We start from the raw sequence: 16180 nt of genomic DNA, 5'->3' as shown, positions 1-16180 counted from the left end.
GGCACTCAGGCGCTGAGGTCCTTCAGGTCGCTCAGGTCAGAGCGAGCAGGAAACACGCCGCCGCGGCGAGCGAGGCCGCACCGCGCACGTGGTTCCACGCGGTCCATTCACGGACGTACGTACGCCAGTACGCCGCGCCCTTAGCGCTCTGCGGGTCGACCTCGGCGAGGGCGTCGTTGCGCGGGATGTTCGCGGCGACGGTCACCCCGAAGGAGCCGACGAGGTGCAGCGCGGAGCCGAGCAGCAGTTCGACGGTGCCGTCCTCGGGCCAGAGCACGAACGTCACGACGGCGAGCACCGCGCAGAGTCCCGTCGCTCCCAGGAACACCGCCATGAACGCCGGGCCGACCGCGGTGACGTTGATCGAGTTCATCGCGGCGATGCCCTGGGCCGGGGGGAGCGCGGCCAGGCCCCTCATCACGAAGGCCGAGAACGCGGCGAAGGCCCCGGCGGTGAGACCGCAGGCGAGCACCCCGAGCACGGTGAGGACGAAGTACGGTCCGTCGATCATGGCAACTCCCGGGGTGAATGGGGCGGTTACGTCTCGGATGGGCGGCCGCGAGTGATCCTGCACGGCGTCCCGTATCCCCACAAGTCAATTGCGGTGCGGCGGCGGGCACCATACGCGTTTCTCGCGGGCGCACGCGTCGGCGTCTCAGTCGGTCTCCGAGCTGACGTCCCGGCCGGTTGGGCGGGCGCGGTCGGCGGAGGCTTGGCGGCATCATGGGCCCGTGCGACTCGAACCGATCACCTGGGAACGTCTGGCCGACACCCTCGCTGACCGTCTGCTCGGCCTGAAAGCGGCGGACGGGGGCCCCTGGCTCCGCGTCGCCGTGGACGGGGCGCCCGCGAGCGGCACCGGCGAACTGGCGCGGCGGGTCGGTGACGCGCTGCGGCTGCGCGGGCGCACCTCGCTCGCCGTCGCCACCGAGGGGTTCCTGCGGCCCGCCTCGCTGCGGCTCGAATACGGGCACCAGGACGTGGAGGCGTACTACAGCGGGTGGTTCGACACCGGCGCGTTGTGGCGCGAGGTCCTCGGGCCGCTGGATCCGGACGGCACGGGACACGTCCTGCCCGACCTCTGGGACCCGGCGGCCGACCGCGCGACCCGCAGCCCGTACGTCCGACTTCCGCCCGGTGGAGTGCTGTTGCTGCACGGGCCGCTGCTGCTCGGCCACTGGTTCCCGTTCGACCTGACGGTTCACGTGCGCCTCTCACCGGGAGCCTTGCGACGCCGTACACCGGAGGGGGAGCGGTGGACGCTTCCGGCCTTCGAGCGGTACGAGACGGAGACGGACCCCGCCTCCGTGGCCGACGTGGTGGTGCGGGCGGACGACCCACGCCATCCGGCCTGGAGCGGCTGAGTGGAACTGAGTGGAGCCGAAGCCTATCTATATGCACGTGCATATAGATAGGCTTCGGGCATGACCTCGAACCCGAGCACGACCCCCGTCGCCCTGGGCGAATCCGTCCGCGCCCTCCTCGACGGCAAGAACTTCGCCGCCGTCGCCACCCTGGGCCCCGGCGGCGCCCCGCAGAACTCGGTGGTGTGGATCAAACGGGACGGCGACGCCGTCCTGTTCTCCGCCACCGCCGGACGCCAGAAGGTCCGCAACCTCGAACGCGACCCGCGCATCAGCATCTCTGTCTACGACATCACCAACCCCTACTCCTCGGCCGAGATCCGGGGTACCGCCGAGATCCTGCCGGACGAGGGGAAGCGGCTCCCGCACGAGCTCTCGCACAAGTACCTCGGCATCGACCCCCCGGCCGAGAAGGACGACGAGGTCCGGGTCATCGTCCGCGTGACGCCGCACAAGGTCATCACGTTCGCGCCCTGAGCTTCCGTCTCCGGATGCGTGCCGCCGGGGGCGCCGCGAGAATGAGGGGCGCCGGGACCAGCGGCGCGCTCGCGCCGCTCCGGACACTGCCCGGCAACGGGAGGTACCGATGACCACCGCCGGAGACATCATGCACCGGGGCGCCCAGTGGATCCCCAAGCACGAGACCCTGGACCGCGCCGCCCAGCTGATGCGCCAACTCGACGTGGGCGCGCTGCCCATCGGCGACGAGAGCGAACGGCTCTGCGGCATCCTCACCGACCGTGACATCGTGATCGGCTGCGTGGCCATGGGGCACGACCCCGCCAAGGTCACAGCGGGTGAGATGGCCAAGGGCACACCGCGCTGGATCGACTCGGGCGCCGACGTCGACGAGGTCCTGAGGGAGATGCAGGGCCACCAGATCCGCCGCCTGCCGGTGATCGAGAACAAGCGGCTCGTCGGGATGATCAGCGAGGCCGACCTGGCTACGCACCTCAACGACGACCAGCTCGCGGGCTGGGTCGAGAGCGTCTACGCCAAGAACTAGCGTCCACGCCGAGACGTAGAGCTGTGGCGTCCCCGGGTGTCACAGCCAGCCGCTCCTCCGGAATCCCCGGTACAGCGCGAAACAGGCCGTCACGACCAGGCTCATGACCAGTGGGTAGCCGAACCGCCAGTGCAGTTCGGGCATATGGTCGAAGTTCATGCCGTACATGCCGCAGACCATCGTCGGTACGGCGATGACCGCGGCCCAGGCGGTGATCTTCCGCATGTCCTCGTTCTGCGCGACGGTCACTTGCGCGAGGTGTGCCTGGAGGATGGAGTTCAGCAACTCGTCGAAGGCGGCGATCTGCTCGGTGGCCCGCTTCAAGTGGTCGTCGACGTCCCGGAAGTACGCCTGTATCTCCGGGGCGATGACCCGCATCGGCTGGGTGGCGAGCACCTGGAGCGGGCGGCCGAGCGGCACCACCGCCCGCTTCAGCTCCAGCAGTTCGCGTTTGAGCTGGTAGATGCGGCCGGGGTCGACCCGCTCGCCGTCCGGGGCGAAGACGGCCGTCTCGACCTGGTCGATGTCCGACTGCACCGCGTCCGTCGCCGCGAGGTAGTCGTCCACGACTTGGTCCGCGATCGCGTGCAGCACGGTGGCCGGGCCCTGCGCCAGCTGCTCGGGCGACGCCTCCAACTCCTCGCGCAGCGGCCCGAGCGAGCCGTGCCGGCCGTGCCGGACCGTGATGACGAAGTCCCGGCCCACGAAGACCATGATCTCGCCGGTGTCCACCACCTCGCTGGTCGCGGTCAGCTCGGTGTGCTCCACGTAGCAGACGGTCTTGAAGACGGCGAACAGCGTCTGGTCGTACCGCTCGACCTTCGGGCGCTGGTGCGCGTGCACCGCGTCCTCCACGGCGAGGGGGTGCAGGTCGAACAGGTCGGCGATGGACGCGAACTCCAGCTCGGTCGGCTCGTGCAGCCCCAGCCAGACGAAGCCGTCGCCCGTCTTGCGGACGCGCTCCACCGACTCGACCAGGTCGCGGCCGGGAGGCTGGCGTACCCCCTCGCGGTACGTCACGCAGTTCACCACCGACGAGCCCAGCGGGGAGCGGGCCGGGTGGCTCAGATCGACACGCGCGCCCCGGCGGCCCAGGCGTGCCACTCTGCGGAGGCCGCCGACCTTCCGCAGGCTTCCGACCTTGCCCAGGCTTCCGACTTTCCGCAGGCTGCCTGCCATCGACATGTGGGGCTCCTCGCGCTGACGACGTGACGTGCCAGTCTGCCAGGACGGCCGTCGACTCTGCTGAGGCCTGTGGGAACGGAGTACTCCGTTCCGGAATGATCGGTTCTGCCTCCCGGGAGCAAGCCGGACAACTGGGATGATCGCGGCATGACGCGAATCGACGGTCACCTCCTGGACCCCCGGCAGCTCCCCGACCCCCGTCAGCTCTCCGACGCGCGGCAGGCCGAGTCGAAGCAGCACTTCGCCGCCCACGCCGCTCTCTTCGACCCGACGACCTTCGGTCACATCGAACGCCTCGGCATCGGCCCCGGCTGGCGCTGCTGGGAGGTCGGGGCGGGGGGCACCACCGTGATCTCCTGGCTCGCCAAGCGGGTCGGGCCGACGGGCCGGGTCCTGGCGACGGACATCGACACGTCCTGGCAGACCAGGGCCGCGCGCTCGCCCCTTGAGGTGCGCGTGCACGACGTCGCCGCCGACCCGCCGCCCATCGAGGCCTACGACCTCGTGCACGCGCGGCTCGTCCTGGCCGACGTCGCCGACCCGGAGCGGGCCGTGAAGTCGATGATCAGGGCGCTGCGGCCCGGCGGCAGGCTCCTGATCGAGGAGGCCGACGTCGCGCTTCAGCCGCTGGCGTGCCCCGACGAGTACGGCCCGGCGCAGGAACTGGCCAACAGGCTGCGCCACGCCGTGCGGACGCTGCTCGCGGGGCGCGGGGCCGACCTCGCGTACGGCCGTCGGATGCCGCGACTGCTGCGCGAGGCGGGCCTGCGCCACGTGGAGTCCGACGCGTACTTCCCCCTGGCCTCACCGGCCTGCGCGGCCCTGGAGGCCACCACACTCCAGCAACTCCGCCAGGACCTGATCTCCGAGGGCCTGACCACGGCGGACGAGATCGACCATCACCTGTCCAACATCGCCACCCCCACGATGGACGTGGCGACGGCCCCCCTGATCTCCACCTGGGGAAGAAAGCCCTGACCCACCCCCGGACCGAGCCCCTCCGGGGGCTCGGCTCCCAGGGGAGGGGGCAACAGCCCCGAAGGGGGCGCGGGGAACGGCGCGCTCAGCCGAGAAGAACCCGCACCCGAAGCACCGACCGAGCCGAGCCCAACCCCGCCCCCTAAGGCGCCCCGCCAGACAAGGTCCCGCCCGACAGGGTCCCGCCAGGACGACCCCCCACCTGCCCCACAGCCTCCGCCCCTGCCCGGCACCCCTCCTCCACCGCCCCCAGGACCCCCACTCCCGCCAGCCGCGAAGCAAGGAACGCCCCAGTGAAGGCGTCCCCCGCCCCCGTCGTGTCCCGCACCCCCGCGACCGCCGCCGATGAGGTGCGCCCGATCACCGCGCCATCCCGAGCCGTCACAGCCCCACCGGCACCCGCCGTGACCACCACCAAGGGAAACCGCCGACTGAGCCGCGCCGCCGCGTCCGCGGGATCGGGGAGCCCCGTGAGCGCCTCCGCCTCGTCCCTGCTGGGCAACAGCACCGCCGCGCCTTCCACCGCCGCGAGGAACCGCTCCACGCCCAGCTCCCCGAGGAACCCCGCCGACGCCGGATCCACGCTCACCGGCACCCCACGCGCGCGTGCCGCCCTCAGCGCGACCCCGGCCGCCGCTCGGCTCGGCTCGGCGAAGAACAGGTAGCCGGACAGATGCAGCCAGGCCACGCCGTCGAGCAGCGCGGGCGACCAGTCGGCGGGGGAGAGCCGCAGCGAGGCCCCGCTGTCCGTGAGGAACGTCCGCTCGGCGCCCGCACCCCCGTCCACCAGACAGATCACCGTCCCCGTCGGCGCCTCCGTGTCGACGACGAGCCGCGCCCGCACCCCCGCGCGCGTGAGCGCCGCCTCGTGCCACGCCACGGAGTCGGCCCCGACCCGCCCCAGGAGGCGTACGTCGGGGCAGCCCCAGTGCGCGGCCCAGCAGGCCACGTTGGCCCCCGCTCCCCCCGGCACGGCACGGATGGCCGCGGCCGTGTCGGTGCCCGGCGCGAGCGGCGTACGGTGCCGGGCGACGATGTCCGTGACGACGTCGCCCACGACGAGCAGGCCCTGGGCCGAGCGCCGCAACTCCCGCGCCATCAGCGCTCGGCCCAGGCCGCCGCCACCCGCCCCGCGAGCCGCACGTTGCCGCGGGCCGCCGCGAGGTTCGCCTCGAGCGACGCCCCGTCGGTGCGGCGCACCAGCTCGTCGAGGAGGAACGGCGTGATCGCCTGCCCCGTGATGCCCCGCTCCTCGCACGCCCGGAGCGCATCGTCGAGCACGCGCGCGTGGAGGACGGGATCGAGCTGCTCGCCCGATGGCACCGGATTCGCCACGATCAGCGCCGCCTCGGGCCCGCCGAGCGCGTCCTGCGCCCGCATCACCTCGGCGACCTCCCCGGGAGAGCGCAGCGTCCAGTCCACCTCGTGCCCGGAGTCCGCGAGGTAGAAGCCGGGGAAACGGTTCGTCCGGTACCCCGCGACCGCCACGCCCAGCGTCTCCAGCCGCTCCAGCGTCGCCCCCACGTCCAGGATCGACTTCACGCCCGCGCACACCACCGTGATCCTGGTGCGGGCGAGCAGTCCCAGGTCGGCCGACTCGTCCTGCGTCACCGTCCACTCCCGGTGTACGCCTCCGAGCCCGCCCGTGGCGAACACCCGCACGCCGGCGCGCGCGGCCAGCTGCGCCGTCGCGGACACCGTGGTGGCCCCGCTCGCGCCCGCCGCGACGGCGAGCGGCAGATCGCGGTGGCCCAGCTTGCGGATGCCGTCGTCGTGCGCGACCCGCTCCAACTGTTCCTCGTCCAGGCCGACATGGGGGCGCCCGTCCAGGACGGCGATCGTCGCGGGGACCGCGCCCTCATCGCGTACGACCGCTTCGAGCTCCTTCGCCACCCGGAGATTGCGCGGCCGGGGCAGGCCGTGCGCGATGATCGTGGACTCCAGGGCCACCACAGGGCGCCGCTGAGCGACAGCCGCTTCCACCTCGTCGGACACCACCAGCACGGGCCTGCCTCCTGCCTGTCGGGTCTCCCCTCATCCCTGGCGGGCGGCGGGCCCCGCCAAACCCTCGGCTAGGGTGACCGGCCATGACCACGAATGATCAAACTGTCGCGTCTTTTGCCGTGCATATTCCGGATGTCGAGCTGGAGGCCGAGCCCCTCGACCCGGAACAGATCGTCTCCGGTGATCCCGTGGTGACCGGCAAGGTGCTGTGGGAGTCCGCCGACGGCAAGCAGCTGCGCGGCATCTGGCAGATCACACCCGGCGTGGTCACCGACACCGAGGCCAACGAACTCTTCGTGGTCGTGAGTGGCCGCGCCACCGTGGAGGTCGAGGGCGGCGACACCTTGGAGATCGGCCCCGGCGACGCGGCGGTGCTGCGCGAGGGCGACCGTACGACCTGGACGGTGCACGAGACGCTGCGCAAGGCGTACCACATCACGTTGCCCTGACCACTGCCCTGACTACTGGCCTGACCACTGCCCTTCCGGCCCCGCGGGGCGGAGGCCGCGCGGGTCACGCCTTCCTGACCGCCACCGCCCCGCGCAGCGCGAGCCCGGCCATGGGCAGCAGCACGCAGGCGCCGACGAGGTTGAGCCAGCCGTAGCTCGCCCGCGCGACGATCAGGCCCGCGAGCGCCCCGCCGATGCCCGCCGCCGCGTTCATGGTCAGGTCCGAGAGGCCCTGCACGGCGGCCCGGGCGGGCTGCGCCACCGAGTCGGTGAGCAATGCCGAGCCGGCGACGAGGCCCGCGGACCAGCCGAGGCCGAGCAGGAAGAGACCGGCGGCGGTCCGGCCGTGGCTCGCTCCGGCCGTCCCGGCGAGCAGCGCGGCACAGCACAGCAGCCCGACCGCGAGGCCGATCACGGAGAGGCGGCCGAACCGGTCGGCGAGCCAGCCCATCACCGGTGAGAACGCGTACATGCCCGCGATGTGGCCGCTGATGACCAGACCGACCAGTTGCAGGCCCGCGCCGTGGTGCGCCAGGTCGACCGGGGTCATCACCATGATGGAGACCATCACCGTGTGCGAGACGGTCACGGTGACCAGCGCGAGGCGGGCCATCGGCGAGGCGGCCACCGCGGCGACACCGGCCCGCAGCGAGCGGTTCTGCGCGTTGTCGTCCTCCTGCGGGGCCAGGGCGCGGGCGGTGAGCAGCGGGTCGGGGCGCAGCAGCACCGCCACCACCACCGCGGCCACCGTGAAGATCGCGGCGGCGAAGAGGAACGGCCCCGCGTTCTCGGGTACGGCGGTGTCGGCGAAGGCGCGGCTGGTGGGCGCGGCGATGTTCGGACCGATGACCGAGCCGATGGTGGTGGCCCAGATGACGAGCGAGATGGCGCGGCCGCGCCGCTCGGGCTCGGCGAGATCGGCCGCAGCGAAACGTGCCTGCAAATTGGCCAGCGAGCCCGCGCCGAAGGCCGACATGCCGAGCAGCAGCAAGGGGAAGCTCTCGACGACCGCGGCCAGCACCACGAGCCCCGCGCCGAGCGCGCCGATCACGTACGCGAGGACGAGGCCCGCCCGTCGGCCGCGTGCCGTCATCAGCGCGGCGAGCGGCACCGAGAGCAGGGCCGTGCCGGCCACGGAAGCGGTGGGCGCGAGGCCGGACAGCGCCTCGGTCCCGCTCACCTCGGTCGCGAGCACGGGGGCCAGCGCGATACCGATCGGTATCCCGAGGCCGCCCAGGATCTGGCTGGCCATCAGCACCGCGGTCGTGCGGCGGCGCAGGGCGGGCAGCGCCTCCGACGCGGGTATGTCAGGGGCATCGACGGTGTCGGTCACCGAGGCAGTGTGACAGGGGCCGCCCGGACGCGAAACAGCTACCGGGTCCCGCACGGCACCTCGGGCGACCAGAAGCGCCGGCCCCGCTCCTCAGAACAGCGGCTGTGGAAGCACGCCCTCCAGCGCGAGCAGCTGCCGCTTGGTCTCCAGGCCGCCGCCGAAGCCGCCGATGCCCCCGCCGCTCTCCACCACGCGGTGGCACGGCACCACGACCGGCAGAGGATTGGCGCCCATCGCGATGCCGACGGCCTGGGCGGCGCGCGGCTGGCCGACCCGGCGGGCCAGATCGCCGTAGCCCACCACTGCGCCGTACGGCACGCCGGTGGCCAGCTCGCGCAGCACCTGCCGGTTGAAGCCGGATATCAGCGACCAGTCGAGCGGCAGCGCGAACTCGCGGCGCTCGGCCGCGAAGTACTCCGCGAGCTGCCGTATCGCCTCGGCGAGCAGCGGCGATCGCGGCGCCCGTACCGGCTCGGCGCCCAGCCGGGAGCCGAGCCGGTCCAGAGTCCTGTCCCGTACGTCATCCGTGGCGTGGAAGGCCACGGTGACGAGCCCCGTGCCGGTCGCGGCGAGCAGGAGGGGGCCGATGTCGCTGCCGACGACGGCCCACTCGGCCTGGCGCCGGTCCTCCTGACGCTGGTCCTGGTTCATGCCGACCACGGTACGGCCGCCCACTGACAACGCGACGCGTCAGTGGGCGGACCTGCGCCGGACCAGCGGTGTCTCAGGCGTCGTGCAGCGCCCTGCGTACGACGTCGGGCGTGTTGGTGATGATCCCGTCCACGCCGAAGTTCGCGGCGCGCACCGCGTTCGGGGCGTCGTTGACGGTCCACGTGAAGATCTCCAGGGGCTTGCCGTGCGGGCCCTTGAACGCGTGGATCGCGGCGACGTAGGGGGTCGAGATGGAGGTGTGCGTCGAGTTGATCTGGTCGGCGAACTTCGCGTACGCGGGCAGATCGGCGACCGCGGGCGTGCCGAGGAAGCCCGTCTTCACATCGGGCCGCAGCGCGTGCACGGTCTTCACGCTCTCGGCGCTGAAGCTCTGGATGACGAGCCTGCTTCTGACGTGGTGCTTGTCGAGCCACCCCGTCTCGCGCAGCACGCGCAGGCCCTGCTGCTCGATGCCCGGGTAGAGCTCGGGCTTCTTGAACTCGAAGACGAGCCGCTGGTGGTTGCGCGAGACCCGGCGCATGTACTGCCTGAGGGTCGGCACGCGCTCACCCGCGTACTTCGGGCTGAACCAGCTGCCCGCGTCGAGGCGTGCGATCTCCGCCGCCGTGAAGTCCGCGACCTTCCACGGGGCACGGTCGGGGAAGACCTCCTCGACGTTCGTCGTGCGCTTCAGGTTGTCGTCGTGCATGATCACGAGTTCGCCGTCCTTGGTCCGCTGGACGTCGTTCTCGACCCAGCGGAACCCCATGTCGCGTGCCTTGTCGATGGCAGCCAGCGTGTTCTCCGGGGCGTAGGCGGAGGCGCCGCGGTGGGCGACGACCAGCGGATGGCCGTGCCAGGCGGCGTGCGGTGCCGCGGGCGCCTGCGCGGAGGCGGGGGCGGAGGGGAGGACGAGTGCACCGGCCCCCAAGAGGGCGGCGGTGGTGGCAGCGGCAGCGCGTGCGAACACGGGTACTCCTCGCGTCGTGAGATCGCGGACCGGTCGAGAGTGACAGTCCACGGCCAACGGGAAACAGGTGCAGGATGGCCACAGGTTGAACGGAGTCGCCAAAGTCGAGGACCCCGCGCGCGGGTAACGCGATTCTTTGCCGGAAAATCGTGTCGACGTCCCGGTGTGAGCTTTACTCTCTGCGTCAGCCGACGGCCTTTCAGATGGCCGACGGTAGGGGGTGTATAGGACGTTTCGGGGCATTTAGGCACAACAGGCGGAAGGGCTACCGCGCATGCAGGGCACGGTCGACGGGTTCAGCTACGGAGTCGTCACACCGGTGGTGGCCTACGTCATGGCCTGCCTCGGGGGAGCACTCGGGCTGCGCTGCACGACCAGATCGCTGCTCGTCGCGCACTCCTGGCGCCCCGGCTGGCTCGCCCTCGGCTCGGCCGCGATCGGCTCCGGGATCTGGACCATGCACTTCGTGGCGATGATGGGCTTCACCGTCAAGGAGGCGCCCATCCACTACGACAAGGCGCTGACCTTCGCGAGTCTCGCCGTCGCCATCGTCATGGTCGGCATCGGGATCTTCATCGTGGGGTACCGCGGCGCGACCGGAACCGCCCTGTTCACCGGCGGCACGATCACGGGCCTCGGCGTGGCGTCGATGCACTACCTGGGAATGGCCGGTATGCGTCTACGCGGGACGCTGGAGTACAACACGCTCACCGTCGCCGCGTCCGTCGTGATCGCCATGGTCGCCGCCACCACCGCCCTCTGGGCGGCCGCACAGGTCAGAGGCTTCCTCTGGAGCCTGGGCGCGAGCCTCATCATGGGCCTGGCCGTGAGCGGGATGCACTACACCGGAATGGCGGCCCTCAGCGTCCATCTGCACGGCTCGGGCGCGGCCCCGCCCGGTGACTCGCCCGCCGAGATCCTCGCGCCGATGATGATCGGACCGCTCGCCTTCCTGCTCCTCGCGGGCGTGATCGTCATGTTCGACCCGCTGATCCTGGTGGGCGGCCGCCAGGCGGACACCAGGGCCGCCCCGCGCGGCGGACACCCCCGCCGCCCCTACCCCGTCCCCCGCTCGGGCGACCGCCACGCCCCCGCGCCCCGCCGCGGGACCCGGCCGCGGCCGGGCTCGCGCACCCCGCAGAACCGGTGACGGAGCACGGCTGAGCGGCCGATGCCGCCCGGTTGTCAGTGCTGGGTCGTACGGTGGATTCCATGCGGCCCGTATCCAAGATCGAACGCACGGTGGCACCTTTCGAGGTCGTCAGTCCCTACCAGCCCAGCGGCGACCAGCCGGCGGCCATCGCCGAGCTGGAGCGGCGCATCCTCGCAGGTGAGAAGGATGTCGTCCTCCTCGGCGCGACCGGCACCGGCAAGTCGGCCACCACCGCGTGGATGATCGAGAAGCTCCAGCGCCCCACCCTGGTGATGGCGCCGAACAAGACGCTGGCCGCCCAGCTGGCGAACGAATTCCGCGAGCTGCTGCCGAACAACGCGGTGGAGTACTTCGTCTCGTACTACGACTACTACCAGCCCGAGGCATACGTCCCGCAGTCGGACACGTACATCGAGAAGGACTCCTCGATCAACGAGGAAGTGGAGCGCCTGCGCCACTCCGCGACGAACTCACTGCTGACCCGCCGCGACGTGGTCGTGGTCGCCTCCGTCTCCTGCATCTACGGCCTCGGCACCCCGCAGGAGTACGTGGACCGCATGGTCCCGCTCAAGGTCGGCGACGAGATCGACCGCGACCAGCTGCTGCGCCGCTTCGTCGACATCCAGTACACACGCAACGACCTGGCGTTCACCCGCGGCACCTTCCGCGTCCGCGGCGACACCATCGAGATCTTCCCGGTCTACGAGGAGCTGGCCGTCCGCATCGAGATGTTCGGCGACGAGATCGAGGCGCTCTCCACCCTCCACCCGCTCACCGGCGAGGTCATCAGCGACGACGACCACCTCTACGTCTTCCCGGCGTCCCACTACGTAGCGGGCCCCGAGCGCCTGGAGAAGGCGGTCAACGGCATCGAGAAGGAGCTCACCGAGCGCCTCGCCGAGCTGGAGAAGCAGGGCAAGATGCTGGAGGCCCAGCGCCTGCGCATGCGCACCACGTACGACCTGGAGATGCTCCGCCAGATCGGCTCCTGCTCCGGCGTCGAGAACTACTCGATGCACTTCGACGACCGAGCCCCCGGCACGGCCCCCAACACCCTCCTGGACTACTTCCCGGAGGACTTCCTCCTCGTCCTCGACGAGTCACACGTCACGGTCCCGCAGATCGGCGCGATGTACGAGGGCGACGCCTCCCGCAAGCGCACCCTCGTCGACCACGGCTTCCGCCTGCCGTCCGCGCTGGACAACCGCCCCCTGAAGTGGGAGGAGTTCCTCGGCCGCATCGGCCAGACGGTCTACCTCTCGGCGACCCCCGGGAAGTACGAGCTGTCGCGCGGCGACGGCTTCGTCGAGCAGATCATCCGCCCCACCGGCCTCGTCGACCCCGAGGTCGTCGTCAAGCCCACCGAGGGGCAGATCGACGACCTGGTGCACGAGATCCGCACGCGCACCGAGAAGGACGAGCGCGTCCTGGTCACCACGCTCACCAAGAAGATGGCCGAGGACCTCACCGACTACTTCCTCGAACTGGGCATCCAGGTCCGCTATCTGCACAGCGACGTCGACACCCTGCGCCGCGTGGAGCTGCTGCGCGAGCTGCGCGCCGGGGAGTACGACGTCCTGGTCGGCATCAACCTCCTGCGGGAGGGCCTCGACCTGCCCGAGGTCTCCCTGGTGGCGATCCTCGACGCCGACAAGGAGGGCTTCCTGCGCTCGGGGACGTCCCTGATCCAGACCATCGGCCGCGCTGCGCGCAACGTCTCCGGTCAGGTCCACATGTACGCCGACAAGATCACCCCGGCGATGGAGAAGGCCATCGACGAGACCAACCGCCGCCGGGAGAAGCAGATCGCGTACAACAAGGAGAGGGGCATCGACCCGCAGCCCCTCCGCAAGAAGATCAACGACATCGTCTCGGCGATCGCACGCGAAGAGGTCGACACCGAACAGCTCCTCGGCTCCGACTACCGCAAGCCCAAGGCGGGCAAGGGCGCCAAGGCCCCCGTGCCCGCGCTCGGCGGTGACGCGGCCAAGGCAGGCAAGGCGGCCACCTCCGCGAAGGCCAAGGGCAAGAAGGGCGCCACCGTCCCGACCGACCGCCCCGCTGCCGAACTGGCCGAGCAGATCGAGGAGATGACCGCGCGCATGCGCGCGGCCGCCGCCGACCTCCAGTTCGAAATCGCCGCGCGGCTGCGCGACGAGGTGTCGGAGATGAAGAAGGAGCTGCGCCAGATGAGGGAGGCGGGCCAGGCCTAGGGGCACGCCCGGGGCGGGGGAGATGGCGTACTGGCCGGTCTGTTGCAGGACCGCCACAATGTGCGACCCGCGGTGCGGTGGCACGGGCCGCGCTGCATAGGCTGCTGGGCAGCCGCAAGAGGCGGCTGCCCAGGCAGTTCGAGAGGGGACAGCGCGTGACGGTCAACATGACCAAGGGTCAGGCCATCAGCCTGCAGAAGGACGACGGGGGCGCCCTTTCCGCGGTGCGCATGGGACTCGGATGGCAGGCGGCCCCGCGGCGCGGCCTGTTCGGCAGCCGCACCCGCGAGGTCGACCTGGACGCCTCGGCGGTCCTTTTCGCCGACAAGCAGCCGGTCGACGTCGTCTTCTTCCGCCACCTCGTCAGCGACGACGGCTCGGTGCGCCACACCGGCGACAATGTCGTCGGCGGTGTCGGCCAGGGCGGCGACGACGAGGCGATCCTCGTCGACCTCCAGCGCGTCCCCGTCCACATCGACCAGATCGTCTTCACGGTGAACTCCTTCACCGGCCAGACCTTCCAGGAGGTGCAGAACGCGTTCTGCCGCCTGGTCGACGAGACCAACGGCCAGGAGCTCGCCCGCTACACCCTGGACGGCGGCGGCCAGTACACGGCCCAGATCATGGCCAAGGTCCACCGCGCGGGCGCCGGCTGGCAGATGACGGCCATCGGCAACCCCGCCAACGGCCGCACCTTCCAGGACCTGATGCCGTCGATCCTGCCGCAGCTGTAGAAGCCTGCCTCAGGAGAAGCCTGCGTCAGGCTCCGCGCCACATCCGTACGTACAAGGGGGAACGAAGGCGATGACGGCCGAGCTGGTGCGGGGGCAGAACCACCCGCTGCCCGGGACCCGACTGGAGATCCGGGTCTCGGCCGGCAAGCCGATCGTGGCGGGAGCCACGCTCGGCGACGACCAGGGCAGAGTCCGTGGCGTGGAGTGGGTGGCCCACCCGGGCTCGCCCAGCCTGCCGGGCCTGGAGGTCTCCAAGCAGGCGGCGGCCGACCACCGCCTCGCCGTGGACCTCGGCGCCCTGCCGGACACCGTCCACCGGGTCAGTGTCCTGCTCGCCCTGCCCGTCGGCGGCGCGGGCCCGGCCGGCTTCCGCATGCTCGCGGCGCCCTTCGTGGCGGTCACCGGGCTCGACGGCACCGAGATCGCCAGCTACACCATCACCGGCCTCGACGCCGAGTCCGCGGTCGTCGCCGTCGAGCTCTACCGCCGCCAGGGCGCCTGGAAGGTCCGCGCCGTCGGCCAGGGATACGCGGGCGGTCTCGCCGAGATGCTCACCGACCAGGGCTTGTCCGAGGCCCGCGAGATAGCGGCCGCCGTCAACGACGCGGTCGCCGGCGGCCTGGCCCGTTCCGTGTCCGCGCCACCGCCCCGCCCCGCCGACGACGCCCGCGTGCGCACCACCACCCAGGACCCCGCGGGCCCCGCGCAGGGACAGCCCGCGCCGCCTCCCGCACCCCCGAGCGGCGACGCCTCCGCCGCGCGGGTCGGCACTCCGGGCGGCGGACCCGTCGACTACACCCACCCGGGCCGCCGGACCACCGCGCCACCGCCGCCGCCCCCCGCCGCGCCCCCGGCCGGGCCGGGAGAGCCCGCCCGGCCGGTCGCGGGCGACGCCACCGGCTGGTCCATGGAGGAGCGGCTCTACAACCAGGTGTGGGGCATGTTCGAAGACCTGGCCCGCACCACGGCGGCCTACCGAAGCGCCGTCGACTTAGCCGACTCCCGCATGGAGCAGGAGCTGGACAAGGTCCTCGACGACCCGCGCAGCCGCATCGGCGGCGCCGGTGACGCCGCCCGCGAAAGCGCCCGGGCCAAGCACACCGACCTCGTCGGCCAGGCCAGGGCGGCCCTCGACCGCGACCTCGCCCAGCTCGCCGCCGAGGCCGAGGTCGTCGAGCCCGCCCTGCCCCCGGCGTTCGCGGCATGGAGCAGCCCCGTCTGGCACGCCTATCGCGCGCCCATGGAGATCCCGATGGCCGTGCGCCTCGGCGACCTCCACCTCCCCGAGCGCACCGGGCTGCGGATCCCCATGCTCGTACGGCTGCCCCTGGAGCGCGGCCTGTGGATCGACAGCGGCAAGGCCCTCACCAACCACCGCACCGACTCCACCGAGGTGCGCCGCCTCGCCCTGGACACCGCCGTCGCGCACGCCGCCCGGTTGCTCGCGGTCTACCCGGCGGGCGCGTTCCAGGTGCACGTCATCGACCCGGCCGGCTCCGCGGCGCCCGCACTCGCCCCGCTCCTCACGGCCGGTGTCCTCGCCGGGGCCCCGGCCTCCGGCGCGGCCGGTGTCTCCGCGGTCCTCGCCCGGCTCACCCAGCGCGTCGACCTGGTCCAGATGGCGATCCGCGGCGGCGCCGCCGACGCGCTGCCCCCGGACCTGGACACCGCCGAGCAGCTCCTGATCGTCAACGACTTCCCGCACGGCTTCGACGACCGCGCCGTGACCCAGCTGCGCTACCTCGCCGACGAGGGCCCGGCCGTCGGCGTCCACCTCATGATGGTCGCCGACCGCGAGGACGCCGCCGAGTACGGCCCGCTGCTCGACCCTCTGTGGCGCGGGCTCCTGCGACTGACCCCGGTGCCCGACGACCACCTCGCCGACCCGTGGGTCGGGCACACATGGACGTACGACCCTCCGGCCTTCCCGCCGGGCAGCCGGATCCTGGGGCAGGTCCTCGACCGGGTTGCCGAGGCCCGCCGCACCGGCAGCCGTTAGCCCTCACTGAGCTGGGCTTTTGGTTTTTGTTTGCCATCCCCTTTACCAATCCTTGGTGATTCGCGTACTCTTCTAGCAGCGGAGGGGAGTACTCCCGGCTGCGACGTACCCGTCAATACGGACCGCCATCGGTCCCGGGGC

General features: G+C 71.8%; 16 protein-coding genes. 9 read left to right on the top strand and 7 right to left on the bottom strand.

Annotation, left to right across the window (positions count from 1 at the left end; all coding sequences use genetic code 11):
* Positions 1 to 31: 31 nt before the first annotated feature.
* Positions 32 to 511, bottom strand: coding sequence for an anthrone oxygenase family protein (locus CP975_RS08395; RefSeq protein ID WP_055527998.1), 480 nt, complete (start codon positions 509 to 511; stop codon positions 32 to 34).
* Positions 512 to 731: 220 nt separating this feature from the next.
* Between CP975_RS08395 and CP975_RS08390 the strand changes: the two genes are divergently transcribed.
* The 3 genes from CP975_RS08390 (at position 732) to CP975_RS08380 (ending at position 2370) form a co-directional block, all read left to right on the top strand.
* Entirely contained in the window at positions 732 to 1364 is a 633-nt protein-coding gene (locus tag CP975_RS08390; RefSeq protein ID WP_055528000.1) for a nucleoside/nucleotide kinase family protein, read from the top strand.
* Between the two features lie 60 nt (positions 1365 to 1424).
* Positions 1425 to 1841 (top strand): PPOX class F420-dependent oxidoreductase, encoded by a 417-nt coding sequence (locus CP975_RS08385; RefSeq protein ID WP_055528002.1) that lies wholly within the window; start codon positions 1425 to 1427, stop codon positions 1839 to 1841.
* 109 nt (positions 1842 to 1950) lie between these two features.
* The gene (locus tag CP975_RS08380) at positions 1951 to 2370 is read left to right on the top strand and encodes a CBS domain-containing protein (protein ID WP_030784069.1); all 420 of its coding nucleotides are present in this window, start codon (positions 1951 to 1953) and stop codon (positions 2368 to 2370) included.
* 39 nt (positions 2371 to 2409) lie between these two features.
* Here CP975_RS08380 and CP975_RS08375 read toward each other — a convergent pair whose 3' ends face one another.
* Complete coding sequence (locus tag CP975_RS08375; RefSeq protein WP_055528004.1) at positions 2410 to 3555, bottom strand: magnesium and cobalt transport protein CorA; 1146 nt, start codon at positions 3553 to 3555, stop codon at positions 2410 to 2412.
* Between the two features lie 147 nt (positions 3556 to 3702).
* Between CP975_RS08375 and CP975_RS08370 the strand changes: the two genes are divergently transcribed.
* On the top strand, positions 3703 to 4533 hold the full coding sequence (locus CP975_RS08370; RefSeq protein ID WP_055528006.1) for a methyltransferase domain-containing protein: 831 nt from the start codon (positions 3703 to 3705) through the stop codon (positions 4531 to 4533).
* 142 nt (positions 4534 to 4675) lie between these two features.
* On the opposite strand, the gene CP975_RS08365 is transcribed toward CP975_RS08370, so the two are convergent.
* Both CP975_RS08365 and CP975_RS08360 read right to left on the bottom strand, forming a co-directional pair.
* Positions 4676 to 5632, bottom strand: coding sequence for a carbohydrate kinase family protein (locus CP975_RS08365; protein WP_150476714.1), 957 nt, complete (start codon positions 5630 to 5632; stop codon positions 4676 to 4678).
* Positions 5632 to 6537 (bottom strand): pseudouridine-5'-phosphate glycosidase, encoded by a 906-nt coding sequence (locus CP975_RS08360; RefSeq protein ID WP_055535673.1) that lies wholly within the window; start codon positions 6535 to 6537, stop codon positions 5632 to 5634. The genes CP975_RS08365 and CP975_RS08360 overlap by 1 nt, the downstream gene beginning before the upstream one ends.
* Before the next feature lie 83 nt (positions 6538 to 6620).
* On the opposite strand from CP975_RS08360, the gene CP975_RS08355 reads away from it, so the two are divergent.
* Positions 6621 to 6986, top strand: a complete 366-nt coding sequence (locus CP975_RS08355) for a cupin domain-containing protein (RefSeq protein WP_055535675.1) — start codon at positions 6621 to 6623, stop codon at positions 6984 to 6986.
* A gap of 64 nt (positions 6987 to 7050) precedes the next feature.
* Here the strand turns inward: CP975_RS08355 and CP975_RS08350 are convergent, their stop codons facing one another.
* The 3 genes from CP975_RS08350 to CP975_RS08340 all read right to left on the bottom strand — a co-directional run bounded on the left by CP975_RS08350 (position 7051) and on the right by CP975_RS08340 (position 9940).
* Positions 7051 to 8319, bottom strand: a complete 1269-nt coding sequence (locus CP975_RS08350; protein WP_055535677.1) for an MFS transporter — start codon at positions 8317 to 8319, stop codon at positions 7051 to 7053.
* Between the two features lie 90 nt (positions 8320 to 8409).
* Positions 8410 to 8970 (bottom strand): methylated-DNA--[protein]-cysteine S-methyltransferase, encoded by a 561-nt coding sequence (locus tag CP975_RS08345; RefSeq protein WP_055535681.1) that lies wholly within the window; start codon positions 8968 to 8970, stop codon positions 8410 to 8412.
* A gap of 73 nt (positions 8971 to 9043) precedes the next feature.
* Complete coding sequence (locus tag CP975_RS08340; protein WP_055535679.1) at positions 9044 to 9940, bottom strand: glycerophosphodiester phosphodiesterase; 897 nt, start codon at positions 9938 to 9940, stop codon at positions 9044 to 9046.
* Positions 9941 to 10214: 274 nt separating this feature from the next.
* Between CP975_RS08340 and CP975_RS08335 the strand changes: the two genes are divergently transcribed.
* The 4 genes from CP975_RS08335 to CP975_RS08320 all read left to right on the top strand — a co-directional run bounded on the left by CP975_RS08335 (position 10215) and on the right by CP975_RS08320 (position 16039).
* Positions 10215 to 11090, top strand: a complete 876-nt coding sequence (locus tag CP975_RS08335; RefSeq protein WP_150476713.1) for an MHYT domain-containing protein — start codon at positions 10215 to 10217, stop codon at positions 11088 to 11090.
* 62 nt (positions 11091 to 11152) lie between these two features.
* Positions 11153 to 13306: an excinuclease ABC subunit UvrB gene (uvrB, locus tag CP975_RS08330; RefSeq protein ID WP_055528562.1), complete on the top strand. Its 2154-nt coding sequence runs from the start codon at positions 11153 to 11155 to the stop codon at positions 13304 to 13306.
* A 155-nt stretch (positions 13307 to 13461) separates the two neighbouring features.
* The gene (locus tag CP975_RS08325) at positions 13462 to 14040 is read left to right on the top strand and encodes a TerD family protein (protein WP_055528563.1); all 579 of its coding nucleotides are present in this window, start codon (positions 13462 to 13464) and stop codon (positions 14038 to 14040) included.
* Positions 14041 to 14110: 70 nt separating this feature from the next.
* A complete protein-coding gene (locus tag CP975_RS08320) occupies positions 14111 to 16039 on the top strand; it encodes a TerD family protein (protein WP_150476712.1) in 1929 nt (642 codons plus the stop codon).
* The last annotated feature ends 141 nt before the right edge of the window (positions 16040 to 16180 follow it).

Source organism: Streptomyces alboniger (genome assembly GCF_008704395.1).
GTDB lineage: Bacteria > Actinomycetota > Actinomycetes > Streptomycetales > Streptomycetaceae > Streptomyces > Streptomyces alboniger.
The sequence above is the reverse complement of the archived record's forward strand: the minus strand, read 5'-3'. Positions and strand labels throughout refer to the sequence as shown.